The sequence below is a fragment of the Burkholderia sp. Bp9015 genome (assembly GCF_003853505.1).
Classification (GTDB): domain Bacteria; phylum Pseudomonadota; class Gammaproteobacteria; order Burkholderiales; family Burkholderiaceae; genus Burkholderia.
This window is the reverse complement of the sequence record NZ_QTPZ01000002.1, coordinates 78,016-103,505: the sequence shown is the minus strand read 5'-3', so window position 1 is coordinate 103,505 and position 25,490 is coordinate 78,016. Positions and strand designations below refer to the sequence as shown.

The following is a 25,490-nucleotide window of genomic DNA, read 5'->3' as shown; positions in this document are numbered from 1 at the left end:
TGTTCAACTGTGTTTCCCTACGACACCTCGGCGGATCTGTCCTCGAGCAGGTTCGCAACCTGTTCGTCCGTCGGTTCCCTCACCGCTTTCGCGAGTGCGCCTGGAAGGTCATGCGCTCGCTCGTCCGCGCAGTCGCGAAAGAATCTCGTGCGTGTGTTCGCCGACCCGAGCGAGCGCCTGCCGTACGCCCGGCCGCCGACCTCCCATCGTCAGCGGCAACAAGACAACATCGGTCATCGTGCCGTCGTCGGTCTCCATCGGCACGAGTCCGCCGCTGGCCTTCAGATGCGGGTCGTCGAACAGCTGCTCCGGTCGCACGATCGGCGCGTACGGAATGCCCGCGGCCTCGAGCTTCGGCATCAGTTCGTCGACACGATGGTCCTTGAGCACGGCGCCGAGCGCTTCGAGCAATTCGGGCCGAACCGCCACACGCAATGCGTTGCTCGCGAAGCGCGGCTCCGCCGGCAGATCCGGGCGGCCGAGGACGTCGCACAGCGTGACGAACTGCTTGTCGCTAACGGCGCCGATGAACAGCTGTTCGCCGTCGGCAAGCGTGAACACGTCATACACGCTCCATGCGGACACGCGCGCGGGCATCGGCGGCGGCGCTTCATGCGTCATTGCATACTGCTGCATGTGCTGCGCGGAGAGGAACACGCAGTTTTCGAAGAGCGCGCTTTGTACCTCCTGTCCGCGTCCGGTGACATCCCGTTCGCGCAACGCGGCCAGCACGCCGATCGCGCCGAACATGCCACCCATGATGTCGTTGACCGATGTTCCCGCACGCAACGGCCGGCCCACCGGCCCCGTCATGTACGACAGTCCACCCATCATTTGCACGACTTCGTCGAGCGCGAGACGCTTCTCGTAGGGGCCGGGCAGGAATCCCTTGTGCGACACGTAGACGAGCCGTGGAAACGCACTCGAAAGCGTGTCGTAGTCGAGACCGAGCTTCGTCATCAAGCCCGGGCGGAAGTTCTCGAGCATCACGTCGCACGTGCCGATCAGCGCGAGCGCGGCGTCCCTGCCCTCCGGTGTGTTGATGTCGAGAACGACGCTCTTCTTGTTGCGGTTGAAGGTGCGGAAGAAGCCGATGCCGAGGCCCGGCAGCTTGCGCGTCTTGTCGCCGCCGGGCGGCTCGATCTTGATGACCTCCGCGCCGAGATCCGCGAGGATCATCCCGCACGTCGGCCCCATGACCATGTGCGTAAACTCGATCACGCGCACACCGTCGAGCGGAAGTCTTGCGTTGGTTTCCATGAGGTCCTCAGGCATTGAGCGCTGTCGATGCAAGATGCGTTTTCGGCAGACCGGCACGCCACAGCGCGCCATGCAGCGTTTCGCCGTCGAGCCAGCGCGCGACCTTGGCGCGCAGCACCAGCAGCGCCGTCAGGTCGATACCGGTGTCGATGCCCATCTCGTCCAGCATGAACGCGAGGTCCTCGCTCGACGCATTGCCGCTTGCGCCCGGTGCATGAGGACACCCGCCGATTCCTGCGAGCGTCGCGTCGAAACGCGCGACACCGGTTTCCAGCGCGGCATAGATGTTGGCGAGCGCGAGGCCGCGCGTGTCATGAAAGTGGCCGCAATAGAAGCGCTCGCCTGCAATGCGACGCGCACGCTCGAACAGGTCACGAACGGCCGCTGGCCCCGCATAGCCGACCGTATCGGCGATGCTGACGCGATCCGCGCCCGCATCGAGCAGCGCCTGCATGCAACGCAAGACTTCGTCCGGTTCGACGCGCCCTTTGATCGTGCAGCCGAATGCCGTGCCGATGCCGCCTTCGATCAGCGTCGTCGATCCGGCGGCGTCGCGCTCGGCGCGGATATGCGCAACCTCGGCGATCACTTCGTCGGGCGTCTTGCGCAGGTTCGCGAGGCTGTGTTCGCGGCTCGCGGACACCGGCACGAGCAACAAGTCGGCGCAAGTCTCGATGGCGCGCTGCGCGCCTTTCAGGTTGGGCACCAGCACCGACACGGTGAGGCCCGGTAGCGTTTTCGCGTAGGCGACGAGCTCGGCCGTATCCGCAAGTTGCGGCAGAAGCCGTGCCGGCACGAAGGAACCGACTTCGATCTCGCGCTGGCCGGCTGCGTACGCATCGGCAATCCATTCGATCTTGCGCTCGGTCGGCAGAACGGTCTGGATGCTCTGCAGGCCGTCACGCAATCCGACCTCGCGAATCACGACATGGGAGGGAAAAGAAGGCATGGGGTTGCTGTCTCCGCAATCTGTGGCCGGTCATTGCACGCCGGCGATAGCCCTTACTCTATAGATTCCAAAAGCGACGTAAAGTATCGATCTGGAAGCTATAACGTTCCGAAACGGAATCTCAGAAATGTGGCCGCGTCCGCGTTGCGAACGGGCCGGCCGTCGTCACGAAATCTTCTGAAGAAAACCCGCACGGCGCGCCGGCGGGACGTCGTCGTGGTAATTTCCGACGTTCCCGAAGAACACGGATACCGGCCGAAACGGGCAGAAAACTTCCGACCCGGAACGTATCGACTCATGGAGACAGCACCGATGCGCGACCTCGACCTCAAGACACTACGACTGTTCGTGGCCGTGTGTGATCACGGCAACATCGCGCGAGCCGCGAAGGAAGCGCATATCGAGCCTTCGGCGATCAGCAAGCGCATCGCGCAGCTCGAGAGCGACCTCGGCGCGCCGGCGCTGACACGGTCGCGACGCGGCGTTACGCCCACGCCGGCCGGCGTCGCGCTGCTCGAGCATGCGCGCAGCATGCTGTTCACGATGGACCGGATCGCGGCCGACGTCATCGCGATCGGCGACGGGCTGCAGGGGCGCGTGAGCATCTGCGCGTCGGCGTCCGCGATCGCGGAAGTGTTACTGGACGACATCGCATCGTTCATGCGCGACCCCGCCAACCGGAACATCACGGTCGACGTCGAAGAGCGCCTGTCGCGCGACCTCGTCCGGCAGGTACGCGAAGGAGCATCTGCGGTCGGCGTGTGCTGGGACAACGTCGACTTGCAAGGACTGCAGGCGCGTTCATATCGGCATGATCGGCTGGCGCTCGCCGTGCACCCGGAGCATCCGCTTGCCGGGCTTCAATCGGTCGGTTTCGACGACACGCTCGACTTCGATCACGTCGGACTGCCGCCCGCCACGGCCGTTCACACGATGCTCAGGCGAGCAGCCGCGGATCGGGGCCGGACCGTGTCGTATCGCGTGATCGTGTCGAGTTTCGACGCAGCCTTTCGCGTCGTGGCCGCCGGTTTGGGGATCAGCGTCATCCCTGTCGAAGTTGCGGCCGCTTACCGGCAGTCGCTCGGCGTACGGGTCATCCCCCTCACCGATTCATGGGCCCGGCGCCGCTTCGTCGTCTGTTTCAAGACCTTTGACACTATCCAGCCCGCAGCACAAAGAATGGTCGAACATCTAGCGAAACGCGCCGAGTCGGAAACGAAGGTCGGTGAATAACGACCGTGGCATTGGCGATCGACGTGCTCGCCCGTCGCATCGTTGGCTGGCGCGTGGCGGCAGCTTCGATAACGCGCTGGCCGAAACGATCAGCGGTTTGTACAAGACGGAACGGATTCATCGGCGCGCCCCATGGAAAACGCGAGAATCCGTTGAACTGGCGACGCTGGAATGGGTGGCCTGGTACAACCATCATCGGCTGATGGAGCCGCTCGGCTCCATTCCGCCCGCTGAAGCCGACGCAAACTACTACAGGCAACTCGGAAATGCTGCTGACGTGCCTGCGGCGGGTCCTTGCCGGAATGCGCCGCTTGTGCGGGCGGGCGACGCCAGGCCGGCCGCCCACCCCGCCCTTCGATCCCTCGACCCCGATCCGGTCAGAACTTATGCCGGATCCCCGCATGCACCATCAACTGCTTCGACGTCGACGAAAGATCGGCCGCCCCCGGGACATACGCCTGGTCGAGCGACGACCCCGTCGCGTCGCCGGCAACCCGCTGGTACGCGCCCATCAGGTAGACGTCGGTGCGCTTCGACAGGTTGTAGTCGGCCATCAGCCCGATCGAATGGATCTTCGGTTTCGCACTGCCGGTGGTCGCTTCATAACGCACGGTCGTATACACATACTGCGCGCCCACGAAGAACGCCGGCGTGAACTGGTATTTACCGTTCACTTCGAAGTTCTGATACTTGATCGCCGTGACCGTGCCGCCCGCGAGCGGCCCGGTGACGGGTTCGATCGTCTCGTCGCCGAACAGGTAGCCGACGTTCGCGGTCGGCCGCGTGACGTTGCTGTTGGTATACGCGAACCCGATCGTCGCGGGCCCTGCCGTGTAATTGACGCCCGCCCCGAAAATCCGCAGCCGCGCCGACGCGAAGTTCGCATCCGCGCCGACCGACCCCGAGCCCGCGATCGCACCGCCGGCCGTCGCGCCCGGGTTGTCCGCGTTCAGGAACGCCGCGCCGACGAGCAGGCCGCCCTGCTCGTACTGCGCACCGACACTCCACTGCCGGTTGTTCGCGAACCCGGTGTCGTTGCTGAAGCTGTACGTGCCGCCGAACGAGAAGCCGGCAAAATCCGGGCTCGCGTACTTGACCGTGTTGTTCACGCGGAACGTGTTGCCGGTGTTGTCGTTGTCGAGCGGATGCGAGAACGGATAAGTGCCCCAACTGCCGTTCGCGGTCGTCGGCGCGAGATAGTCGACGACCGAGTCGTATTGCCGGCCGAGCGTGAGCGTGCCGAAGCGCGTGCTGCCGAGCCCGACGTAAGCCTGCCGCCCGAACATGCGGCCGCCCTGCGCGAGCGTGCCGCTGTTCACGTTGAAGCCGCTCTCGATCTGGAACAGCGCGTTGTAGCCGCCGCCGAGATCCTCGGTGCCCTTCAGCCCCCAGCGGCTGCCCTGCGCGAAGCCGCTCGCCATCTGCCAATCACCGTGGCCGCCGACGTTGTTCGTATAGTCGATGCCCGCATCGATCAACCCGTACAACGTGACGCTGCTTTGCGCGAACGCCGGTGCCGCGCACAGTGTCGGCATCGCGACGAAAAACAATCTCCAGTTAATTCGTTTTCCTTATTGATATCGTTATCCCAACCCTTGCGATACGGGTCGGCGCTGCTTACTTCGTGCCGTAGATGTCGAAGTCGAAGTACTTGCGGTTGATCCGCTGATACGTACCGTTCGCGAGAATCGTCGCCAGCGCGCGGTTGAATGCATCGCGCAGCTCGGTGTCCTGCTTGCGCAGCCCGAGGCCGTCGCCCTGTCCGAAGTACTTCGCATCGTCGATCGCCGCGCCGACGAACATGAAATCCTTGCCCTGCGGCTTCTTCAGGAAGCCGTCGCTGGCCGCGATCGACGCCTGGAACGCCGCGTCGAGCCGCCCGCTCACGAGATCGGCATAGACCTGGTCCTGGTTCTGGTACGACTCGATCTGCACGCCGGCCGGCTGCCAGTTCGCGATCGCATAGTCGGCCTGCGCGGAACCCTGCTCGACGCCGACCCGCTTGCCCTTCAGCGACGCGGCCGTCGGCAGCAGCGGCGAACCCTTGCGCGCGACCAGCCGCGCCGGCGCGTTCGAGATCCGGTTCGTGAACGCGATCTGCTGCATGCGCTTCGGCGTGATCGTCATCGACGACGCGATCACGTCGAACTTGCGCGCGAGCAGCCCCGGAATCATCCCGTCGAAACTCGACTCGACCCACACGCAGCGCGCGCGCAGCTCCGCGCACAACGCGTTCGTGATGTCGATCCCGAAGCCGGTCAGCGTGCCGTCGGGCTGCTTGTATTCGAGCGGCGGATAGGTGGGATCGACCGCGAGGCGGATCTCCTTGCCCGTCCAGTCGCCCGCATGCGCGGCGCCTGCCACCGTCGTTGCCGTCAGCGCCACCGCGAGCGCCGCCATCCATTGTTTCATTGCCAGTCTCCTTGTTGCCGTCGTTGAAGGTAAATCGGATCGGTCCGGCCGCGCGTCACGCGAGGTAGCGCTCGGCGAGCGCGATCCAGTAGCTCGCGCCCGTCGCGAGGCACGCGTCGTTGAAATCGTAGCCGGGGTTGTGCAGCCCGCAGCCTGCCGCGCCGTCGCCGTTGCCGATCGACAGGTAGCTGCCCGGGCACGCGTCGAGCATGAACGCGAAATCCTCGCTCGCCGCGATCGGCCGCAGATGCGGAATCAGCGCATCGTCGCCGCCCCATTCGCGCGCGACATCGCGCGCGAACGCCGTTTCCGCCGCGTGATTCACGAGCACCGGATAACCGTGGCGATAGTCGATCTCGGCCGTCGCGCCATAGCTGTCTGCCTGGCCGTGCACGATCGCGCGAATGCGCCGTTCGAGCAGCGCGCGCACGTCCGGCGACAGCGCCCGCACGCTCAGTTCGAGATCCGCATGCGGCGGAATCACGTTCGATGCGGTGCCCGCGTGGATTGAGCCGGTCGTGACGATCGCCAGTTCCTGCGGATTGACGTTGCGCGACACGACCGTCTGCAGCGCCATCACGATCGACGCGCAGACGACCACCGGATCGATCGTCGTGTGCGGCGCCGCGCCGTGGCCGCCGCGCCCGGTCACGCGAACGCGCACCTCGTCGGCCGACGCCATCGCCGGGCCGTCGCAGAAGCCGAGCACGCCGGCCGGCAGGCCCGGCACGTTGTGCATCGCGAACACGGCATCGCACGGAAACTGCGTAAACAGCCCGTCGTCGAGCATCCGCTTCGCGCCGCCCAGCCCTTCCTCCGCCGGCTGGAAAATCAGGTTCAGCGTGCCGCTGAAGCGCCCGCGCTGCGCGATGCAACGGGCGGCGGCGAGCAGCATCGCCGTATGGCCGTCGTGGCCGCACGCGTGCATCACGCCGTCGTGCCGGCTCGCATGCGGCAGCCCGGTCGTCTCGCGGATCGGCAGCGCATCCATGTCCGCACGCAGCCCGAGCCGCTTCCCGGCGCCGCGCGTGAGCGTGCCGACCACGCCGGTGCCGCCGAGGCCGCGCGTGACCCGATAACCCCATGTTGTCAGGCAATCGGCGACGAGCCCGCTCGTCGCGTGTTCGTCGAAACCGAGTTCCGGATGGGCATGCAGCCGGCGGCGCAGCGCGATCATCTCCGTCTCGATGGCCGTCATTTCAGGCGGAATGCGTACTCGATCCAACCCCGTTACTCCTTTCCAGGTGCCGCGTGGCGACTGCCGGAGTGGCAGGTCGTGAGCGAGATCGTAGGCAGCGAAAAAGCCGGCGAACAGCCGCAGTTTCGTTATGATGACAACCTTTCGTTGTCGGCTATCACACCCTTTTGCACCCTTTCACACCATGAGCACGATCAAGCTGCATCAGTTGCAGGCGCTCGTCGCGAGCGCGGAGGCCGGGAGCATCCGCGGCGCGGCACGCACGCTCGGGCTGTCGCAGGCGGCCGTCACGCGTGCGTTGCGCGAGCTGGAGGCCAGCGAGCGCCTGCCGCTGCTGGTGCGCGCGCCGGAAGGCATCGGCTTCACCGAATACGGGAAGACCCTGCTCACGCACGCGAAACTCGTGCTCAAGCAGCTCGAGCACGCGCAAAGCGATCTCGAACGTATGCGCGGGCGCGTCGAGGGGCGGCTGAGCGTCGGCGTCACGCCGTGGCTGACGATGACCTTCCTCGCGGAAACCGTGCTGCAGTTTCGCGAGCGGATGCCCGACGTGCGCCTCGAACTGTACGAAGCGCTGATGGCCGTCGCGCAACCGCTGCTGCGCGACGGCAGCATGGATTTCGCGCTCGGCCACGTGCAGGCCGGCAGCGGCGCGCAGGAGTTCGCGTTCGAGCCGCTGCTGCGCTACGAGACGTCGGTGATGGTGCGCGCCGGGCATCCGCGCGAACGCGCGACGTCGGTGCACGACCTGCTCGATTGCGACTGGGTGCTGAATTCGTCGGCCGACGGCCAGGCCGCGCTCGTCGACTACCTGTTCACGCGGCACGGCGCGCAGATCGACGAGCGGCGCATCGTGCGCGCGCAGTCGGTCGCGATGCTGCAGACGATGCTCGAACAGGCCGGCATGTGCACGTGGTGCCCGACGATCCTCGCGGCGGTGCCGCCATTCGGCGAGCGGATGCGCGTGCTGTCGCTGAAGGAGACCTTCGAGCCGAGCGAACTCGGCGTCGTCACGCGCCGCAGCAGCACGCTGAGCGATGCCGCGCGCTGCTTCATCGATTGCCTGCTGCAGGTGATCCGGCGGCATGCGCGCTCGGCGCGCAAGGACGATCTCGCGCTGTTCCGCACGCTCTCGCTGTTGATCTGACGCCGATCGCGCGCCGGCATCGGGAACCCCGCCTGCGGAGGCCCTGCGACATCCGGGCACGACCGGGTATACCTCCGGCACCGCATTGTTCTATACTGCCCCCCAGTATCCGGAAACCACGATCCCATGCCGCATTCCCCCGCAGAGAAAAAACGCGTCCTGACCCGCGTGCGCCGTGTCCGCGGGCAGCTGAATGCGCTCGAGCAGGCGCTCGAGGAAGGCGCCGACTGTGGTCCGGTACTGCAGCAGCTGGCGGCGATCCGCGGCGCGATCAACGGCGTGATGGCCGGCGTGCTCGAAAGCCACCTGCGCGAGGAATTCACCCAGCTCGCGGATGCCCCGCGGCCTGCTTCCGAATCGATCGACGATATCGTGACCCTCGTCCGGTCCTACCTGCGTTGACCGGCGCAGGATCGTCGACGCTCCGCTCCATTCGATGATTTTTTCAACAGGATTGTCATGAAATCACGTGCCGCAGTTGCGTTTGAAGCCGGTAAGCCGCTCCAGATCGTCGAAATCGACGTCGAACCGCCCCGCAAGGGCGAAGTGCTCGTCAAGATCACCCATACCGGTGTCTGTCACACCGACGCGTTCACGCTGTCGGGCGACGACCCCGAAGGCCTCTTCCCCGCCGTGCTGGGTCATGAAGGCGCCGGCATCGTGGTGGAAGTCGGCGAAGGCGTGACCAGCGTCAAACCCGGCGACCACGTCATTCCGCTCTACACCGCCGAATGCGGCGAGTGCCTGTTCTGCAAGAGCGGCAAGACCAACCTGTGCGTGTCGGTGCGCGCCACCCAGGGCAAGGGCGTGATGCCCGACGGCACCACGCGGTTCAGCTACAACGGCCAGCCGGTCTATCACTACATGGGCTGCTCGACGTTCAGCGAATACACCGTCGTCGCCGAAGTGTCGCTCGCGAAGATCAACCCGGACGCGAACCCCGAGCAGGTCTGCCTGCTGGGCTGCGGCGTCACGACGGGCCTCGGCGCGGTGAAGAACACGGCGAAGGTGCAGGAAGGCGACACCGTGGCCGTGTTCGGCCTCGGCGGCATCGGCCTCGCGGTGATCCAGGGCGCGAAGCTCGCGAAGGCCGGCCGCATCATCGCGATCGACACCAACCCCGGCAAGTTCGACCTCGCGCGCGTGTTCGGCGCGACCGACTGCGTGAACCCGAAGGATCACGAAAAGCCCATCCAGCAGGTGATCGTCGAAATGACCGGCTGGGGCGTCGACCACAGCTTCGAGTGCATCGGCAACGTCAACGTGATGCGCGCCGCGCTCGAATGCGCGCACCGCGGCTGGGGCCAGTCGGTGGTCATCGGCGTCGCCGGCGCCGGCCAGGAAATCTCGACGCGCCCGTTCCAGCTCGTCACCGGTCGCCGCTGGCTGGGCACGGCATTCGGCGGCGTCAAGGGCCGCTCCGAACTGCCGGGCATGGTCGAGGAAGCGATGGCCGGCACGATCCAGCTGGCACCGTTCGTCACGCACACGAAGCCGCTCACCGGCATCAACGAAGCGTTCGACCTGATGCACGAAGGCAAGTCCATCCGGACCGTCGTGCATTTCTGAACCACACGCGAGGAGGCCGGTTGCCGCAACCGGCCCGTTGCGCGCGTGCGCCGGCAAGCCACGTCGCTTGGCCGGCGCGACGCATGCTCCGAACCCCATCCTCCGTCCAGCCGGTAACGATCACCGTTGCGTGATCCGTCGCCCGGCGCGCGACTCGGCTTTCGACCGCGAGCCTGTGTCGCGGCTGCCCCGTCAGCACCGCACGCGCCGCATCCGGAGCGTAGCCGACGGCGATTCCCCGAACGCGCGCTTGTAGTCGATCGCGAACCGTCCGAGGTGCGCGAAGCCCCATTTCAGCGCGATGTCCGTCACCGACGCGAGCCCGGGCGTCGCATCGTCGAGCAGTTCATCGCGCACACGTTGCATCCGCAACTGGCGCACGAATGCCATCGGCGTGATGCCGTGGCGATTGCGGAAGCCGGCGAACAGCGTGCTCGGGCTGACGCCCGCGAGTTCGGCGAGCCGTTCGATCGTCAGCGGCTCGTCGAGATGCGCGCGGATGTATTCCTCGACGCGCCGCACGTAGAACGGCGCGAGCGGCGCCGGCGCGTGGCGCGTGCCGTTGCGCGCGGTGTTCGGGTGGCCGTACAGCAACAGGTTGAGCAGCGTCGATTCGAGTTGCTCGAACGCGAGCGGATGGCGCAGCGGATGCCCGTCCGTCGCGATCGCGTCGGCCAGCATCGGCAGCATCTGCGCGAGGCACGCGCCCTGCTGCGACGACAGGCTGAATTCCGGCTCGAACTCCACCGGCGCGCGCCGCTCGTCGCCGAAATGCCGCTGCGCATGCCGCTCCATCACCTCGCGCTCGATCCGCAGGATCACTTGCGGGCACGCCTCGCCCCACCGCATCCTGAGCGACAGCGTCGGCGACAGCAGCGACGCGGTGTCGGGCGACGACACGAAGCGCGTCGCGCCGCACTCGATCTCGGCGTCGCCGCGCAGCGGCATCTGCAACAGATAGAAGTGCTCGAGCGGCCCCGGTTCGATGGACACCTCGCCACCGTAGTCGAGCAGATTCAGCGACAGGTTGCCCCAGCGAGCATGGTGCATGCGGCTGTGCAGCGCGCGCGAATCGCCGGTCAGCGTGAGCCGATGCGGCTTGAACACGTCCGCTACCCGCGCGCGCACCTCGTCGAGGTCATCCGACTGCAGCAGCAGCGTGTCGTGATTGAAACAGGCGGCGTCACCCAGCCAGCCCGCTCCGGAAAATTGCCCCATCGAAGTTCTCCCGTCGTGCTCGATCGCACTTGCGCTGTGCACGCGTTCCCGATTCCGGGGAATCCCGTCGCACGATCCGGATAGCGGCCGGAGTATCCGGACAGTCCGCCTCGCTACACTACGCAAGCCCTGCGCACCCGATGCAAGAAGCGGACCGTTCGCGCATCGTAGAAAACTGTGCGGCGCTTCCGCATCCGCACAAACCCGCAGAGCGCCGTGCCCGGCCCCGCTGCGGCGGGCCGGTCCGCAGGTTTCCGGAATTCGCGGATACCGGTCGAAGAAAGCGGATAGAAGCGCGCGTTTCGTCCGCCAATACTCGGCCCATGCCAGTCACGAACAGAATGGAGAGACACATGCAAGGACGACACATCGAGATCCCGTCGCCGGACGGCGGAGCGTTTCGCGCGTACCTGAGCACGCCGGCCGGCGGCACGGGGCCGGGCATCGTGCTGTGCCACGAGATCTTCGGCGCGAACGCGACGATGCGCGACGTGGCCGATTACTACGCCGAAGAAGGCTACACGGTGCTCGTGCCGGACCTGTTCTGGCGCCAGGCGCCCGGCATCGAACTCGGTTACACCGCCGCCGACTTCGAGCGTGCGATGGCGCTGTACCGCGAATACGACGAAAACAAGGGCGTCGAGGACATCGCCGCCGCGCTGGCCGTGCTCACGCAACGGCCGGAATGCACGGGCCAGGCCGGCGTGCTCGGCTACTGCCTCGGCGGCAAGCTCGCGTATCTCGCCGCGTGCCGCCTGCCGGAGGTGGCCGCCGCGGTCAGCTATTACGGCGTGGGCATCGAACACGCGCTCGACGAGGCCGCTCGTCTGCGCGGCCGGCTCGTGCTGCAGATTCCCGCGCAGGACCGCTTCTGTCCGCCCGACGCGCAGCAACGCATCGCCGCGGCGCTCGCGGGGCGCGACGGCGTGGAAGTGTATGTCTACCCGGACGTCGATCATGCGTTTGCACGCGTCGGCGGCGATCATTTCGACAAGGCGGCCGCGGTGATGGCGCATCAGCGCGCGATCGCCGCGTTCCGCGCGGCGCTCGGCCCGCGCTACGACCTGTCCGCGCTGTGGGAAGAACATCTCCGGCACGAATTCGACACGCGCAACGTCGACGCGACGATGGACACGATGGTCGCGCAGCCTTACGTGAACCATATTCCGACACTGACGGGCGGCGTCGGCTACGACGAACTCAAGCGCTTCTACACGCATCACTTCGTGCATGCGAACCCGCCGGACACCACGATCACGCCGATCTCGCGCACGATCGGCGCGAGCCAGATCGTCGACGAACTGCTGTTCTGCTTCACGCACACGACCGAGATCGACTGGATGCTGCCCGGCGTCGCGCCGACCGGCAAGCGCGTCGAGATCCCGCTCGTCGCGATCGTCAAGTTCCGCGGTGACAAGCTGTATCACGAGCACATCTATTGGGACCAGGCGAGCGTGCTCGTGCAGATCGGCCTGCTCGACGCGGCCGGGCTGCCCGTCGCCGGTGTCGAAACGGCGCGCAAGCTGCTCGACGAAACCTTGCCGTCCAACGGCCTGATGCAGCGCTGGCGCGACAGCGCGTAATCGACGGATACCCGGGCGGCACGTCGAACGCGCGCCGCCTGCGCTCAATCATTCCAGGAGACTCCCCATGACTGCCCTTGCTGGCAAAGTCGCGATCGTCACCGGCGGCGCCACGCTGATCGGCGCCGCCGTCGCGCAGGACCTGAGCCACGCCGGCGCGTGCGTCGCGATCCTCGATCTCGACGCGGAGAACGGCGCGCGCGTCGCCGACACGCTCGGCGAACGCGGCACGTTCATCGCGACCGACATCACCGACGACCGCGCGATCGAACGCGCGGTATCGGCCGTCGCCGAACGCTTCGGCTCGATCGACCTGCTGATCAACCTCGCGTGCAGCTACGTCGACAACGGCATCCAGGCCACGCGCAACGACTGGCTCGCGGCGATGGACGTCAACGTCGTCTCGGCCGCGATGCTCGTGAAGGCCGTGCACCCTTACCTGACCCGGCGCGGCGGCGGCGCGATCGTGAACTTCAGCTCGATCTCCGCGCAATGCGCGCAGACCGGCCGCTGGCTCTATCCGACATCCAAGGCCGCGATGCGCCAGCTCACGCGCAGCATGGCGATGGATCTCGCCGCCGACCGGATTCGCGTCAACTCGGTGTCGCCGGGATGGACGTGGTCGCGCGTGATGGACGAGCTCACGCACGGCGACCGCGCGAAAACCGATCGCGTGGCCGCGCCATTTCATCTGCTCGGGCGCGTGGGCGATCCGTCGGAAGTCGCGCAGGTCGTCACGTTCCTGTGCAGCGATGCGGCGAGCTTCGTGACGGGCGCCGACTACGCGGTGGACGGCGGCTACTCCGCGATGGGCCCCGAGCAGGCGGTGCCGGCGATTCCGCGGCTGGCCGAATAACCGCCGGCCGTTCCTTCCCGCCCACATTCCACTCCATTTAATTCGTCATGCAAAGGATTGCATCATGAAACGCATCGCTATCGTCGGCGCCGGCCAGGCCGGCCTGCAACTCGCCTTCACGCTGCTCGACCACGGCTATCACGTCACGCTCGCGACCAATCGCGACGCGCAACAGATTCGCGCCGGCAAGGTCATGTCGAGCCAGTGCATGTTCCATACCGCACTGCAGATCGAACGCGATCTCGGCCTGAACGCCTGGGAAGAAGCGTGCCCGTCCATCGACGGCATCGGCATCGCGGTGCCGCATCCGCAAGGCAACGGTCGCAAGGCGATCGACTGGTCGTCGCGGCTGACCCGCTACGCGCAATCGGTCGACCAGCGCGTGAAGATGGCCGACTGGCTCGACGTGATCCGGCGCCGCGGTGCCGACGTGCGCATCTGCGACGTCGGCGTGCCGGAGCTCGAGGCGCTCGCACGCAGCCACGATCTCGTGCTGCTCGCGGCCGGCAAGGGCGAAATCGTGAACCTGCTCGGCCGCGACGACGCACGCAGCGCGTTCGAGCGCCCGCAACGCGCGCTGGCCCTCACCTACGTGACGGGCATGACGCCTAGCGAGCCGTATTCGCGCGTGCGCTTCAACCTGCTGCCCGGGATCGGCGAATACTTCGTGTTTCCGGCGCTGACCACGACGGGCCCGTGCGAAATCATGGTGTTCGAAGGGATCCCCGGCGGCCCGCTCGACTGCTGGGCCGACGTGAAGACGCCCGAGCAGCATCTCGACCGCAGCCTGTCGTTCCTGCAGCAGTACGTGCCGTGGGAATTCGAGCGCTGCCGCGACGTTGCGCTGACCGATCCGAACGGCACGCTGTCCGGGCGCTTCACGCCGACCGTGCGCAAGCCGTTCTTCCGCCTGCCGTCGGGCCGCACCGTGTTCGGCATGGCCGATGCGGTGGTCGTCAACGATCCGATCACCGGCCAGGGTTCGAACAATGCGGCGAAATGCGCGAAGGTGTACGGCGACGCGATCCTCGCACGCGAAGCCGAGCCGTTCGACGAAGCCTGGATGCACGACACGTTCGAACGCTACTGGGCCTACGCACAGCACGTCGTGCGCTGGACCAACTCGCTGCTCACGCCGCCGCCGCCGCACATCCTCGAGCTGCTCGGCGCCGCCGGCCAGCTGCCGTCGCTCGCCGCGACGATCGTCGACGGCTTCGACGATCCGCGCCGGTTCGCGCCGTGGTGGTTCGAGCCGACGGCCTGCGCCGCGCTGATCCGCGAACACGCCGCACGTTCGGAGTAAGCGACATGAACGCCACCGCTTCCGGCAATCCGGGCCTCGACCCGCAGCAATTGCGCGCCGCATTCGGGCAGTTTCCGACCGGCGTCACCGTGATCACCACGCGCGCGCCGGACGGGCGCAAGGTCGGCCTCACCGCCAATTCGTTCTCGTCGCTGTCGCTCGACCCGCCGCTCGTGCTGTGGAGCCTGCGCAAGGTCGCGCCGAGCCGTCCGGATTTCGTCGCGGCCACGCACTTCGCGATCAATATCCTCGCGCACGACCAGATCGAACTGTCGCGCCGTTTCGCGACGCCGAGCGCCGACAAGTTCGACGGCGTGCCGCACGTGGATGCCGATGCGGGCGGTGTGCCCTGTCTCGACGGCGCAAGCGCACGTTTCGTGTGCCGCCATGTCGGCCATTACGAAGGCGGCGACCACCTGCTGTTCATCGGCCAGATCGAGGCATTCGATGCGTTCGGCCATGCACCGCTCGTGTTCCATGCGGGCCAGTATCGCGCGATCTCGGCACACCCCGATCTTTCTCGTGCCGCTTGATTAGTTATACAAACAAATATTCAGGAGGTGGTGATGATGAATTGCGGCTCTCGCCTGCTTGCGATCGCAGGCCTCGTGTGCTTCGGCCTGACCGGGCACGTGCCGGCGCATGCGACCGACCTGCCATCGGTCAACCTGGGGATGACCAGCTTCCTCGACGGGATGCCGCCGGCCGGTGCCGGCTGGTACGGCACGCAGTATCTCGAGTACTACACGGCCGGACGCGTCAACGACAATGCCGGCAACAAGGTCGGGCTGCCGAAGCAGGACATCGACCTGTTCGCGGGGCTGAGTCAGCTCGTCTACCAGTCGCCGCTGGCGTTCGGCGGCATGCATCCGGGGCTCGACGTGATCCTGCCGTGGGTGGCGTCGGTGCACACGAACGACGGAATCGGCAACGTCGCGCTGAATTCGCGGGCCGGGTTCGGCGACCTGCTGATAGGCCCGTTCATCCAGTTCGATCCGGTGATGGGCCCGCAAGGGCCGCGCTTCGCGCAGCGGGTGGAATTCCAGTTCATCGCGCCGACCGGCGCATACGACCCGGCGCGGGCAATCAATCCGGGCAGCCATTTCTGGTCGTTCGATCCGTACTGGGCCGCGACGTTCTGGGTCACGCCGAAGTGGACCGTGTCGTGGCGCCTGCACTATCTGTGGAATGCGACCAATCACGAGCCGGCGACCGCGCTCGGCCCCGACGTGACGTCGACGCAGGCCGGCCAGGCCGTTCATGCGAACTTCGCGACCGAGTACGAAGTGCGGCCCGGGCTGCGGTTTGGGCTCAACGGCTACTGGCTGCGCCAGACCACCGACATGAAAGTGAACGGGCAGGATGTGACCGGCACACGGGAAGCCGTGCTCGCGATCGGGCCCGGCGCGATGGTCAGTTTCTCGCCGCAGGATCACCTGATGTTCAACGCGTACTTCGAGGTCCTTGCGCGCAATCGGCCGCAGGGTTCGCGGATGGTGTTGCGGTACGTGCATCATTTTCAGTGACGCGCAAACCCGGCCGGCGCTGCCGGCCGATATCGTATGACGAATGCATCGCGCACCTTCGGAGCGCGGATGCGTGTCCTATAGTTTCGGGGATGCAAGGAGACCACTTAAACACGACAAGGAAGGGAACACGCGATGGCGACCTCTGCTCCTCCCCGGCTTCACCCGCGCGCCGCGCAGCGGCTGGTGCATCACCTGGCGACGGTTGCACCGGCGCTGGCCGTCGGCATCGCCGTTTCCGCCTGCGGCGGCGACAGCTCGCTGAACAGCGACGAGCCTGCCTACGCCACCCAGGCGCGCCCGCAGATCAATGCGCTGCTCGCGAGCACGATGACGCCCGGCGCGGTCGTCTACGTGCAGTCGCCGCAAGGCAACTGGCTCGCGTCGTTCGGCACGGCCGTGCGCGGCACGAACTCGCCGATCCCGACGAACGCGCACTTTCGCATCGGCAGCGTGACGAAGACGTGGACGGGCACCGTGATCCTGCAACTCGTGCAGGAAGGCAGGCTGCGCCTGACCGATCATGTCAGCCAGTACGTCGCGAACGTGCCGAACGGCGACACGATCACGATCGAGCAGTTGCTGACGATGCGCAGCGGTCTCTACAACTACTCGACCAGCCTTGCGTTCAACCAGTCGCTCGACGCGCAGCCGGACAGGGTGTGGACCATCGACGAACTGCTGGGTATCGCGGAGAACCAGCCCGTCTATTTCGCGCCGGGCGCGGATTTTCGCTACTCGAACACGAATACGGTGCTGCTCGGCCTGATCATCGAGCAGCGCACCGGCATGAGCGCCGCCGATGCGATCCGGACGCGGCTGTTCGCGCCGCTCGGGCTGACCGAGACATCGCCGCCGCCGCAGGACAACACGGCGCTGCCCGCGCCGGCGCCGCGCGGTTATCAATGGGGCACCAACGTGGAGACGATCGACGGCGACGCGCTGTCTCCCACGCGCCAGGCCGCCGCGAAGAACGGCACGCTGCAGCCGGCCGACGTGACGACGGTCAATACGTCGTGGGCATGGACGGCCGGCTCCGGCATCTCGACCGCGGCCGAACTGGGTGCGTACGTGCAGCGGATGGTCGGCGGCGGCTACCTGAATGCGGACCTGCAGGCGCAACGCCTCGCGAGCTGCACGCCGATCGATCCGTCGAATCCGGCGTCGGCGAGCTACTGCATGGGGCTCGCGAAGTTCGGCACGTTCTACGGGCACACCGGGGAAATACCGGGTTTCAATACGTTCGCGGGCTACGATCCGGCAACGAAGACGACGATCGTCACGTGGGCGAACACGGCGTCCGGCCCGGACGGACGCGCACCGGCCAACGAGATCGCACGGATCATCATGGGCGAGCTCAGCAAGGCGGCCGATGTGCCGAGCGAGGGGCGGCCTTGAGGGGAAGCGGCCGCCACGTCGCCATCGCCCGCGTCTAGCGCGCCGGCCGCGACAACTGCCGCTTGCGCGTCACCATCGACGCGATCTGTTCGTCGAACAGCACGCGGCAGATGTCGTCGACCGCGTGACGCGCACGCGACTGCTCGGCCGGCGGCAACGCGGCCACCGCGTCGAACAGCTTCGTGCGCTGCATCTTCGCCGCCGCGATGGCCAGCGTCAGCGCGTGGACGGTCTGCTGGCGATCCTCGAAATGCGCGCGCTGCGCATCGCGCCGCGCCGCATGCGCGAGCTGCGCCGCGCGCTCGAGCTCCAGCGCGCGGATCAGCTCGACGAGATCGACGGCGAGCGCGGAAAAATCGGCAATCACGGCCGCGGCACGGACGCTGCGCCGGGATCCGCGACGACCACCTCGACCATCTTCGTCAGCATGTCGAGCGCCTGCTGACGCGACTGCGGGTCGGATTCCGGAATGCCGGCCAGCACTTCGCGGATCAGCTTGACCGCGGTGTCGCCGCGCGTGACGATCGTGTCGCGCATCACCGACAAACGCTCGATCTCGGCTCGAAACGCCTCACGTACCTGACGGGTGCGCGCCTCGATCTGCTCGACCTGCGCTTCCGAATTCGCGCGGATTTTCGCGATCTCGGACAGGTTGGCCACGATCGTGACCACGTTGGCGGCCGCCTGCGTGCCGCCGGCGATCAGCACGTCGACCTGTTGCTCCGTCAGCCCGCCACGGCGCGCCGGCGGCGTGCCGGGACGTTCGGCAGGCACCGTTGCCGGCCGGCGGGCCGGCAGATCCATCGAATCATCGCTCATGATGTGTTCCTTTCGTGTTCAGGGATTGACCGTCTGCGTCAGCCGCGTGCGCAGGCCCGCGAGCAGTCGGCGCGTGTGCTGCACAGCGGCGAGGCGCGCCGCGCGCTCGGGTGCCGGCACCGGGCTGCTTTCGAATTCGCCGTACAGCGCGTCGATGATCGCCTCGTTGGACGCGCGCAGCGACGGCAGGTGCTCGTCGCGCAGCACCGTGTCGATGTCGGCGCGCCACTTGCCGACCGCGTCGCGGCTTTGCTCGATCAGCTTGCGCTGCCAGACCTGCGCCTCGTAGACGAACGAACCGAGCTCGACGATCACCGTCACCGCGACGTTCAGCCGCTCGAGCATGCGCTTCGTGAACATGCGGCCGATCGCGTCGTACACCTCGCGTCCGAAGCGCTGGCCGAACAGCTCGCCCAGCCGCTTGACCGCCATCTTCGCGAGGTTGCCGGCCCCCGCGGCCGCGCCGCCGACGCCGCCGATCCCGCTCAGCATCGCGTTCACGGCATTGCCGGCGAGACGCTGAGCGATCGTGCGCGACACGTTCAGCGTGAAGCGTCGCACCGGATCGTCGGGGCGCAACGACACGGTCTTGTCGAGCTCGCCGATCGCGGTGTTCGCGATTTCCTCGAGCCGCCGGTTCAGCGCGACCATCTCGACTTCCATGTGCGCCTCGAGCTGCCGACCGATGCGCCGTACCTCGAACGGCAGACAATGGCCCGCGACCCATTCCGCGCAGTCGGGATAACCGAGCCATTTGTCCGCGCCCATGACTTCGGCCTCGATCTGCTGCATCGACGCGGCAACGAGGGTATCCAGCAGATGCGGCAGCGCGGTGGCGAGGCTGGCCATCGTCCGCTCGATCTCACGCAGCGACTCGGCCCGTGCGGCGCGCGTGATGTCGAGTGCGCGCGCGATCGCGTCGGCTTCCTCCGCACTCGCAGACAACGCGGCCTCGTCGCGCTCGAGCACCGCGTCGGCATCGTCGAGCACCGCGAGCACGCTCGCCTGCAGTCGTTCGTGCACGGTCTCGAGCACCGCGGGATCGAACGCATGGCGACGCACTTCTTCCCACAACGCGTCGGCCGCGAGCGACGCCTGCGCGACCGGGGCGCCGTTCGCCGGCCGGTTCGCCGACCCGACGAGCTGCAGCGTCAGCGGCCGCCGCAGCCCGTCCGCGGCGAGCCGCCTGATCTCGGCCACGCGCTTGTCGTCGAGGCCGCAGCCTTCCGGCACGCGGTTGATCGCCAGCACCAGCGGAATCGTGGTGTCGTGCGCGGTCGCAGCCGCGATCGCCTCGAGCAGGTCCTGGTCGGACTGGCCGAAGCCGGTGCGATAGCCGACGACGAACACGATCACGTCGCTGTTCGGCAGGAAGCGCATCAGCACTTCCTCGTGCGTGCTCAGCACCGCGTTGTAGCCCGGCGTGTCGAACACGTGCAAGCCGACGTTGCCGGCCGCCTTCGGTCTCGTGCGGACCTGCAGACGCAGCATGTCTTCATCCGGCATCTCGCACAGCGCGCGGAAGCGTTCGTAGTCGATCGCCTCCTGCGTTGCATCGCGATAGATCGCGAAGTAGCGCGACGCGGATTCGTCGCGACACGCGACATGCGTGACCACGCCGGTCGTCGGGCACGCGCTCGCAGGCAGCACATCCTGCCCGAGCAGCGCGTTGATCAGCGACGACTTGCCGGTGCTGGTCTCGCCGACCACGGTCACATAGGCCTGCGGCAGCGTCAGGCGGCTCAGCAGCAGCCGCGCGACGCTCGCCCGCGCGTCATCGCCGCCTTGTTCGAGCAGGTCGACGAGCTCGCCTGCCCCGTCGATCCAGTGGTGCGATTGCATCGTCATGCACGTGCCTCCTTCAGTTTGCCGCGCAGCGTATCGACGGCCTCACGATCGGCGCTCAGCACGTCCGCGGCGCGCGCCTTTTCGTCGGCCGACATGTTCATCATCGATAGCGAACCTTGCCGCTCCTGCTCGAATGCCGCCGATTTCGCCGCACGCCAGTGTTCGAGCACCGCGTCGAGATGGTCGACGAACGTGTCGGCGATCCCGTTGAGCGCGGCTGCCGTCTCCGCCACGTACCGGTCGATCGCGGCGAACACCTCGGGCTCCACGGCCCGCGCGCGAAGCTCGGTCACGCCTTCCTTCGCCTTGCCGCCGAGCCACTGGCCCGCCATCGCGCCCAACAAGCCGCCGACGGCGCCCCCGACCAGCGCACCGATCGGGCCACCGCCCAGACCGCCGACCAGTGCGCCGGCTTCCACCGCAGCCCACACGCCGCCCGCGGCCGCGCCGGCCCGCGCGATCAGGTTCTCGAACCGCATCGCTTCGGCCTTGTCGACCGTGAACGTGATGTTCGGCACGTCGGCAGACCAGGCGTCGAGCCCGTCGAGATCCATGCGCAGGCGCTCCTGCATCGCTAGCGCGTCTTCCTGCACCTGATTGAAGATGTCGTCGGTGGCCTCCGACTGCTCGTCGCGCAGCGCGCGCGACAGGCGCGGCCCGTCGACGATGCCCGCGCGCATCTTGGTGCGCATGCGATTGCGCAGTTCCGCGCCCTTGTCGTCGGCCCAGGTCCGCAGCTGCTGGCGCACGGTTCGACGAAATGCGTCCGCATCGTCACGCATGCGCGCACCGCGCTCGTCGAGCGCCTGCAGGCGCTCGATATGCAGCCGTGCGTCGTCGGCCATGCGGGCCGCGTGCGCGCTGCGGTCGAGCCGGGTTTCCTCCAGGCGGCCGTCGATGACCGCGGCCACGCGCGCGAGGTCCGCGTCCAGCGCCGTCGCGACGGCGTCGGCCACGCGCGCAGTCCAGTCCGCCCCGAAGCGGCCGAGTTCGGCGTCCAGCGCGGCCAGGCCCGACGCATCGACGAGTCCGGCGTTGCGGCTCAGCGCGCCGCGCAGCGCGTCGAACCCGTTCACGACATGAATCGCGGGCGGCGCGTCGAACGGAATCCCGGCCTGTTCCGCAATCTGCCGCAACACCTTCTCGTTATGCTCGCGGCCGGCCTGCGCTTCGTCGTCGGATTCGTCGTTCCAGCGGTTCTGCACGAAGATCGCCGTGCGCAGCGATGCCCACTGGAGCCGGACGAAAACCGCTTCGGAACGGGTCAGCGGCGGCACCGTGCGCAGCATGAAGATCACGCCGACCGCTTCGGCGAGGTAGCGCTGCGTGGTGTCGCGGTTGGCCTGCGTCAGGCTGCCGACGCCAGGCAGGTCGACGAGCACCAGTCCGTGCCGGAACAGCGCGCGGTTCGACGTGAGCACGACGCGCGTGACCTGCTTGACGTTGCCGGGATTCTGTTCGTTGTGGACGACCGAGCGCAGCGCGTCCTCGGTGCACGGCAACGTGTCGACGCGGCCGTCGGCGAAATGAACCTGCGCGTGCGGACTCTGTTCGGCTGCCCACGCAATCTCCACCGGCACACAGGTGGTTTCGTCCGCATCGATCGGCAGCACGGGCGCGTCGAACGCGAGCGCATTCAGCAACGTGCTCTTGCCGCTGCCCTGGATGCCGGCGATCGGCAACACGAAGCGCTCGGCCGACAGCTGGCCGCGGTAGGCGCGCAAGCGCTCGACCAGGCCGGGCTGCGCGTCGTCCGGCTCCTGCGGATCGTAGCGTTCGCCGAGCGTCGGCCATTGCGGCGCACCCAGCAGATCGAACATCGCGGTGCGGTTCGTCATCGTGCGTCTCCCGCTGCGCCGAACAGGCGCTTCCACCACGGTTTCGACAGATGATCGACGCGTCGCAGCACGGTTTGCAGGACGTCGCGCTGGGCGGCCTGGACCGTCTGCAGGTCGTGCAGCATCGCGTGCGTGCCGAGCAGCGCATCGGTCGCCGCACCCAGCTTCTGCGCGTGGTCGATCAGCACCGCGAGCTGACGTTCATGCGCGTCGGCGATCGCACGCAACGCGTCCACCTTGTCGTTCGTCGCCTGCGCGTGCTGCTGCAGCGCGACGATCGCGCGCGTCTGGCCGGCCGCCACTTCGCCCGCCGCGTCGACCGCGCGCACCTGCCGGTCGAGCACCTCCACCTGCGCGGCGACGCGGCCGTCGAGGGCCTGCGTCGCGGCCGTCAGTCCGGCGAGCGTATCGGTCGCCGCTGCCATCCTTACCTGAAGCGCGGCGAACTGTGCGTCGAGCTGCCCGATCGATTTGATCGGCGCAGCCAGCGTGTCGCGCGTCGCATTGCGGATTTCCGCTCGAATTTCATTCGTGAGCCCGCCGGCCCACGAGGGCGTCTGCGCGAGGTGCCCGCTGAGTTCGTCGAGTACGCGCCGAGTCTCGTCGTCGACGGTGATACGCGTGTGATGGTTCATGGTTGTCCTTGGAACGGATATCAGGCCGCGACCGCTTTCCACGAGCGGATGATCGCGGCGGCATCTTGTCGGTGGTATTCGGGAAGCCCGCCGATGAACTCCTTTTCCTCCGCGATCGTTTCGAACGGGGTGTCCGGAACGAGCAGGCGGTTCGCGAGCTGCGAATAAACGTGCTTCTCGTCGTTGACCAGCACGCCCGCCAGCGGATAGCCGCGCTCGTCGCACAGCAGCTTCAGCTCGCGCAGCGCTTCGGCGATCGAGCCGGATCGCTCGAGCTCGCGGATCGATTGCACGACGGCGACGATCGGACGCTTGAGCGCACCGAATCGAATGCCCGAGCGATCCAGCGCGCTCTTCGTCGCGCCGATCTGCTGGATGTCGAGCATCAGAAAGATCACGCACGGCGACGTCAGGAACTCGCGCACCGCGTCGAGCGTGCCGGCCTCCGGCACCGCCACCGCGATCTCGTCGAAGCGGCCGCTGTCGAAGCTGCGTGACGTGAAGCCCGCAGCCCTGCCGGCCTCGACCGTCAGCGCGTCGAACCAGAAACGGTTCACGAAGTCGCCGAGGCTGTCCGCGTCGTAGCCGAGCATCAGGACGCGCCGGCCGTCGCGCGAACGCCGGGCGGTCGCGCCGGCCAGCACCTGGTCCCGCACATCGGGAAAGCGCCGGCGCGAGATCCGTTTCGCAAGTCGTGCCAGCAACACGGCCGCCGACGGCACGTCGATGTCATGCCATTCCGGCTCGACCGCGGGCGCCGTCGTCGCTGCGACGCCTGCGTCCGCATGCGCGGCGCGGGTGGATTGCGGCGGCGCGACGACCAGCGCGCCGAGCTGCTGCGCGATCGCCTTGCGCTGCACGATCGCGCTCGCGGCCGACATCTTCGCGCGCACGCCTTGCTCCTGCGCCGCGACTTCACCCTTGAACTGCCGGCCGATCTGCTTGATGCGCTTGATGGTCGCTTCGACGAACGCGCCGACGAAGTCGAGTTCCTTGTCCACCGCGCGTGCGACGGCCTTGCGGAACGCATCGATGTCGCGGATCTCCGTCCAGCTCTCGGTCCGTTCGTCGTAGCCCCAGTTCTGATCGAAGAAGTCGACCTTGCGCTTCAACCAGCCCCAACCGCTCGATTGCTCGGTGCGGATCTTCCGCGTGCATTCGGTGGTTTCGAACTTGAGCGTGCTGGCGGGCCGCGCGAGCTTCGCGGCCAGGTCGATGTCCTCCGTGCGCAGGTTCAGCGTCGCGCAATCGTCCGCGATCTGCGCATTCAGGCGCTTGTTCAGATCGCTGAGGACGTTCGCCGATCGCTTCTGCCATTTCTCGACGCGAGTCTTCAGCGTATGGGCGGCATCGATGCCGGTGGCGGTCAGCGCTGCCGCTTCGTGACGCAGCGTGTCGGCTTCGCCCGACCGCTCGACCGGCACGCGCTCGGCCTCCTCGCGCATCCACGCATAGCGCGCCGCAAGCGCGTTGTCGAGTGCCGCCAGCCGCTCCGCCTCCTTGCACAGACGCCGCAGCACGGCCGCCTGATCGCCCGGCTCCAGCTCGCGCTTGATCACCTTGTTCAACCAGTCGTCCAGCTGCTGGCGACGTCCGTCCGCGATCGCGGGGGCCAGCGCATCGAGCCGTTGCTGAATCAGCGCGACGCAGTCGGGCATCCCGCAGCGGTCGTCCCACTGCTCGAGCGCCATCCGGGCCGACACCTGGCAGAGCGCCACGGACCGCACGCCGGCCTTTGCGAGCACGCCTTCGACGCGCCGGCGATGCTCGGCGAGCACCTCGGTCCGGCTCTTCAGTTCGTCGCCGTTCGGTCCCAGCTTCGCGACCACGCTGTCGATCATGTTCTGCACGACGACGATCGGCTTTCCCAGGTCGTCCGCCATGCACACGTAATCGCGCATCTTCTCGTCGGAATTGGCCTTGCAGGTGGTGACGAACACGACGACGTCCACCGTCGGCAGCAGCACCTCCAGCGTCAGCCGCTCGTGGTCGTCGTGGCCGGCCGCGTCGAGCCCCGGCGTATCGATCAGCGCCACGCCGCGCCGGAAGCGGAAATCCGGCGAGCGCAGCCGGATCTCCGCAACGCCTTCGCGGTTGCCCGGATTGGTCTCTTCGTCCGCGTAGTATTTGAGCCGCTTCGCAATCGCGCTGCCGGTCAGCGACTTCGGCTTCGCGCCGGGCGTATCGAAATGAATCGTGCATTCGAGCTGCTCGCCCCATTCGCACACGACCAGGCTGTTGGAACTCGGCCGCACCGCGCGGGGCAGCAGCTCCGCACCGAGCAGCGCGTTGACGAGCGTCGACTTGCCGGAACTGGTGACGCCCATCAGGCCGATGCGGAACGCATCGTTCCGCCAGATGCGCTCCCGGTCGTTCAACCAGCGGTGTTCGTCTTCGAAGTAGTTGCCGACCGCATCGTCGCTCGAGAGGATGGTCCGGATCCGATCGATCAGCTTGCCGAGTTCAGCGTGTCCCGCCCGCGCGCTTTGCATGTAAATCCAGTGACGTGATGAAGTGAGCCTGCCGGCATCGTGCGCTCCGGGCGCCGCAAGGGCGTGGGGAGCGGACGGCCGCTACGGATCTAACGGCATCCGCCTGCCGATCTTTAGGGGTGTAGCGAGGCTGTGAGGCGCATGGAGCGAAAGATAAGACGGGCTTCGGACAATTCATGTCCGAAGCCTGCGGGTGATGATCGCAA

General features: G+C 67.2%; 22 protein-coding genes and 1 pseudogene. 11 read left to right on the top strand and 12 right to left on the bottom strand.

Features of this window, described 5'->3' with window-relative positions:
- Positions 1-108 precede the first annotated feature (108 nt).
- Positions 109-1,260: a CaiB/BaiF CoA-transferase family protein gene (locus DIE12_RS02835; protein WP_124519960.1), complete on the bottom strand. Its 1,152-nt coding sequence runs from the start codon at positions 1,258-1,260 to the stop codon at positions 109-111.
- Between the two features lie 7 nt (positions 1,261-1,267).
- Positions 1,268-2,209: a hydroxymethylglutaryl-CoA lyase gene (locus DIE12_RS02830; RefSeq protein WP_124519882.1), complete on the bottom strand. Its 942-nt coding sequence runs from the start codon at positions 2,207-2,209 to the stop codon at positions 1,268-1,270.
- A gap of 312 nt (positions 2,210-2,521) precedes the next feature.
- Between DIE12_RS02830 and DIE12_RS02825 the strand changes: the two genes are divergently transcribed.
- Both DIE12_RS02825 and DIE12_RS02820 read left to right on the top strand, forming a co-directional pair.
- Positions 2,522-3,442 (top strand): LysR family transcriptional regulator, encoded by a 921-nt coding sequence (locus tag DIE12_RS02825; RefSeq protein ID WP_124519962.1) that lies wholly within the window; start codon positions 2,522-2,524, stop codon positions 3,440-3,442.
- A 49-nt stretch (positions 3,443-3,491) separates the two neighbouring features.
- Positions 3,492-3,716 (top strand): annotated as a pseudogene (locus tag DIE12_RS02820) (integrase core domain-containing protein); the annotation flags it as partial.
- A gap of 103 nt (positions 3,717-3,819) precedes the next feature.
- Here the strand turns inward: DIE12_RS02820 and DIE12_RS02815 are convergent.
- The 3 genes from DIE12_RS02815 to DIE12_RS02805 are packed head-to-tail and all read right to left on the bottom strand — an operon-like array spanning position 3,820 to position 7,079.
- Positions 3,820-5,004, bottom strand: a complete 1,185-nt coding sequence (locus tag DIE12_RS02815) for a porin (RefSeq protein ID WP_124519883.1) — start codon at positions 5,002-5,004, stop codon at positions 3,820-3,822.
- Positions 5,005-5,059: 55 nt separating this feature from the next.
- Positions 5,060-5,854 (bottom strand): ABC transporter substrate-binding protein, encoded by a 795-nt coding sequence (locus DIE12_RS02810; RefSeq protein ID WP_124519884.1) that lies wholly within the window; start codon positions 5,852-5,854, stop codon positions 5,060-5,062.
- A gap of 55 nt (positions 5,855-5,909) precedes the next feature.
- Positions 5,910-7,079 (bottom strand): M20 aminoacylase family protein, encoded by a 1,170-nt coding sequence (locus DIE12_RS02805; RefSeq protein WP_124519885.1) that lies wholly within the window; start codon positions 7,077-7,079, stop codon positions 5,910-5,912.
- 157 nt (positions 7,080-7,236) lie between these two features.
- Here DIE12_RS02805 and DIE12_RS02800 point away from each other — a divergent pair, with 157 nt between their 5' ends.
- The 3 genes from DIE12_RS02800 (at position 7,237) to DIE12_RS02790 (ending at position 9,768) form a co-directional block, all read left to right on the top strand.
- The gene (locus DIE12_RS02800; RefSeq protein WP_124487303.1) at positions 7,237-8,199 is read left to right on the top strand and encodes a LysR substrate-binding domain-containing protein; all 963 of its coding nucleotides are present in this window, start codon (positions 7,237-7,239) and stop codon (positions 8,197-8,199) included.
- 126 nt (positions 8,200-8,325) lie between these two features.
- Complete coding sequence (frmR, locus tag DIE12_RS02795) at positions 8,326-8,601, top strand: formaldehyde-responsive transcriptional repressor FrmR (RefSeq protein WP_124519886.1); 276 nt, start codon at positions 8,326-8,328, stop codon at positions 8,599-8,601.
- Positions 8,602-8,658: 57 nt separating this feature from the next.
- Positions 8,659-9,768, top strand: a complete 1,110-nt coding sequence (locus DIE12_RS02790; RefSeq protein WP_124487304.1) for an S-(hydroxymethyl)glutathione dehydrogenase/class III alcohol dehydrogenase — start codon at positions 8,659-8,661, stop codon at positions 9,766-9,768.
- A 192-nt stretch (positions 9,769-9,960) separates the two neighbouring features.
- Here the strand turns inward: DIE12_RS02790 and DIE12_RS02785 are convergent, their stop codons facing one another.
- The gene (locus DIE12_RS02785; RefSeq protein ID WP_124487305.1) at positions 9,961-10,986 is read right to left on the bottom strand and encodes an AraC family transcriptional regulator; all 1,026 of its coding nucleotides are present in this window, start codon (positions 10,984-10,986) and stop codon (positions 9,961-9,963) included.
- 353 nt (positions 10,987-11,339) lie between these two features.
- Here DIE12_RS02785 and DIE12_RS02780 point away from each other — a divergent pair, with 353 nt between their 5' ends.
- The 6 genes from DIE12_RS02780 to DIE12_RS02755 all read left to right on the top strand — a co-directional run bounded on the left by DIE12_RS02780 (position 11,340) and on the right by DIE12_RS02755 (position 17,652).
- On the top strand, positions 11,340-12,569 hold the full coding sequence (locus DIE12_RS02780) for a dienelactone hydrolase family protein (RefSeq protein WP_124487306.1): 1,230 nt from the start codon (positions 11,340-11,342) through the stop codon (positions 12,567-12,569).
- A gap of 67 nt (positions 12,570-12,636) precedes the next feature.
- On the top strand, positions 12,637-13,425 hold the full coding sequence (locus DIE12_RS02775) for an SDR family oxidoreductase (protein WP_124487307.1): 789 nt from the start codon (positions 12,637-12,639) through the stop codon (positions 13,423-13,425).
- Positions 13,426-13,489: 64 nt separating this feature from the next.
- Complete coding sequence (locus DIE12_RS02770; RefSeq protein WP_124519887.1) at positions 13,490-14,728, top strand: styrene monooxygenase/indole monooxygenase family protein; 1,239 nt, start codon at positions 13,490-13,492, stop codon at positions 14,726-14,728.
- 5 nt (positions 14,729-14,733) lie between these two features.
- On the top strand, positions 14,734-15,261 hold the full coding sequence (locus DIE12_RS02765) for a flavin reductase family protein (protein WP_124487309.1): 528 nt from the start codon (positions 14,734-14,736) through the stop codon (positions 15,259-15,261).
- A 33-nt stretch (positions 15,262-15,294) separates the two neighbouring features.
- Positions 15,295-16,254, top strand: a complete 960-nt coding sequence (locus DIE12_RS02760) for a transporter (RefSeq protein WP_124487310.1) — start codon at positions 15,295-15,297, stop codon at positions 16,252-16,254.
- Positions 16,255-16,389: 135 nt separating this feature from the next.
- Complete coding sequence (locus DIE12_RS02755; RefSeq protein ID WP_124519888.1) at positions 16,390-17,652, top strand: serine hydrolase; 1,263 nt, start codon at positions 16,390-16,392, stop codon at positions 17,650-17,652.
- Positions 17,653-17,686: 34 nt separating this feature from the next.
- Here the strand turns inward: DIE12_RS02755 and DIE12_RS02750 are convergent, their stop codons facing one another.
- The 6 genes from DIE12_RS02750 to DIE12_RS02725 are packed head-to-tail and all read right to left on the bottom strand — an operon-like array spanning position 17,687 to position 25,284.
- On the bottom strand, positions 17,687-18,019 hold the full coding sequence (locus DIE12_RS02750) for a hypothetical protein (RefSeq protein ID WP_124487312.1): 333 nt from the start codon (positions 18,017-18,019) through the stop codon (positions 17,687-17,689).
- Complete coding sequence (locus tag DIE12_RS02745; protein ID WP_124487313.1) at positions 18,016-18,471, bottom strand: hypothetical protein; 456 nt, start codon at positions 18,469-18,471, stop codon at positions 18,016-18,018. Before DIE12_RS02745 ends, DIE12_RS02750 begins: the two co-directional genes overlap by 4 nt.
- 18 nt (positions 18,472-18,489) lie before the next feature.
- Positions 18,490-20,319: a dynamin family protein gene (locus DIE12_RS02740; protein WP_124487314.1), complete on the bottom strand. Its 1,830-nt coding sequence runs from the start codon at positions 20,317-20,319 to the stop codon at positions 18,490-18,492.
- Positions 20,316-22,157 (bottom strand): dynamin family protein, encoded by a 1,842-nt coding sequence (locus tag DIE12_RS02735; protein ID WP_124487315.1) that lies wholly within the window; start codon positions 22,155-22,157, stop codon positions 20,316-20,318. The genes DIE12_RS02740 and DIE12_RS02735 overlap by 4 nt, the downstream gene beginning before the upstream one ends.
- Positions 22,154-22,792, bottom strand: a complete 639-nt coding sequence (locus DIE12_RS02730; RefSeq protein ID WP_124487316.1) for a hypothetical protein — start codon at positions 22,790-22,792, stop codon at positions 22,154-22,156. Before DIE12_RS02730 ends, DIE12_RS02735 begins: the two co-directional genes overlap by 4 nt.
- A 20-nt stretch (positions 22,793-22,812) precedes the next feature.
- Positions 22,813-25,284 (bottom strand): dynamin family protein, encoded by a 2,472-nt coding sequence (locus DIE12_RS02725; RefSeq protein WP_124487317.1) that lies wholly within the window; start codon positions 25,282-25,284, stop codon positions 22,813-22,815.
- Positions 25,285-25,490 lie beyond the last annotated feature (206 nt).

Excerpts from the sequence above, each read along its gene's own strand:
- DIE12_RS02780 (WP_124487306.1), top strand. The coding sequence starts at position 11,340 with ATGCAAGGACGACACATCGAGATCCCGTCGCCGGACGGCGGAGCGTTT.
- DIE12_RS02810 (WP_124519884.1), bottom strand. The coding sequence starts at position 5,854 with ATGAAACAATGGATGGCGGCGCTCGCGGTGGCGCTGACGGCAACGACG.
- DIE12_RS02825 (WP_124519962.1), top strand. The coding sequence starts at position 2,522 with ATGCGCGACCTCGACCTCAAGACACTACGACTGTTCGTGGCCGTGTGT.
- DIE12_RS02835 (WP_124519960.1), bottom strand. The coding sequence starts at position 1,260 with ATGGAAACCAACGCAAGACTTCCGCTCGACGGTGTGCGCGTGATCGAG.
- DIE12_RS02755 (WP_124519888.1), top strand. The coding sequence starts at position 16,390 with ATGGCGACCTCTGCTCCTCCCCGGCTTCACCCGCGCGCCGCGCAGCGG.
- DIE12_RS02745 (WP_124487313.1), bottom strand. The coding sequence starts at position 18,471 with ATGAGCGATGATTCGATGGATCTGCCGGCCCGCCGGCCGGCAACGGTG.
- DIE12_RS02740 (WP_124487314.1), bottom strand. The coding sequence starts at position 20,319 with ATGACGATGCAATCGCACCACTGGATCGACGGGGCAGGCGAGCTCGTC.
- DIE12_RS02785 (WP_124487305.1), bottom strand. The coding sequence starts at position 10,986 with ATGGGGCAATTTTCCGGAGCGGGCTGGCTGGGTGACGCCGCCTGTTTC.
- DIE12_RS02760 (WP_124487310.1), top strand. The coding sequence starts at position 15,295 with ATGATGAATTGCGGCTCTCGCCTGCTTGCGATCGCAGGCCTCGTGTGC.
- DIE12_RS02830 (WP_124519882.1), bottom strand. The coding sequence starts at position 2,209 with ATGCCTTCTTTTCCCTCCCATGTCGTGATTCGCGAGGTCGGATTGCGT.
- DIE12_RS02800 (WP_124487303.1), top strand. The coding sequence starts at position 7,237 with ATGAGCACGATCAAGCTGCATCAGTTGCAGGCGCTCGTCGCGAGCGCG.
- DIE12_RS02790 (WP_124487304.1), top strand. The coding sequence starts at position 8,659 with ATGAAATCACGTGCCGCAGTTGCGTTTGAAGCCGGTAAGCCGCTCCAG.
- DIE12_RS02730 (WP_124487316.1), bottom strand. The coding sequence starts at position 22,792 with ATGAACCATCACACGCGTATCACCGTCGACGACGAGACTCGGCGCGTA.
- DIE12_RS02775 (WP_124487307.1), top strand. The coding sequence starts at position 12,637 with ATGACTGCCCTTGCTGGCAAAGTCGCGATCGTCACCGGCGGCGCCACG.
- DIE12_RS02725 (WP_124487317.1), bottom strand. The coding sequence starts at position 25,284 with ATGCAAAGCGCGCGGGCGGGACACGCTGAACTCGGCAAGCTGATCGAT.
- DIE12_RS02735 (WP_124487315.1), bottom strand. The coding sequence starts at position 22,157 with ATGACGAACCGCACCGCGATGTTCGATCTGCTGGGTGCGCCGCAATGG.
- DIE12_RS02770 (WP_124519887.1), top strand. The coding sequence starts at position 13,490 with ATGAAACGCATCGCTATCGTCGGCGCCGGCCAGGCCGGCCTGCAACTC.
- DIE12_RS02765 (WP_124487309.1), top strand. The coding sequence starts at position 14,734 with ATGAACGCCACCGCTTCCGGCAATCCGGGCCTCGACCCGCAGCAATTG.
- frmR (WP_124519886.1), top strand. The coding sequence starts at position 8,326 with ATGCCGCATTCCCCCGCAGAGAAAAAACGCGTCCTGACCCGCGTGCGC.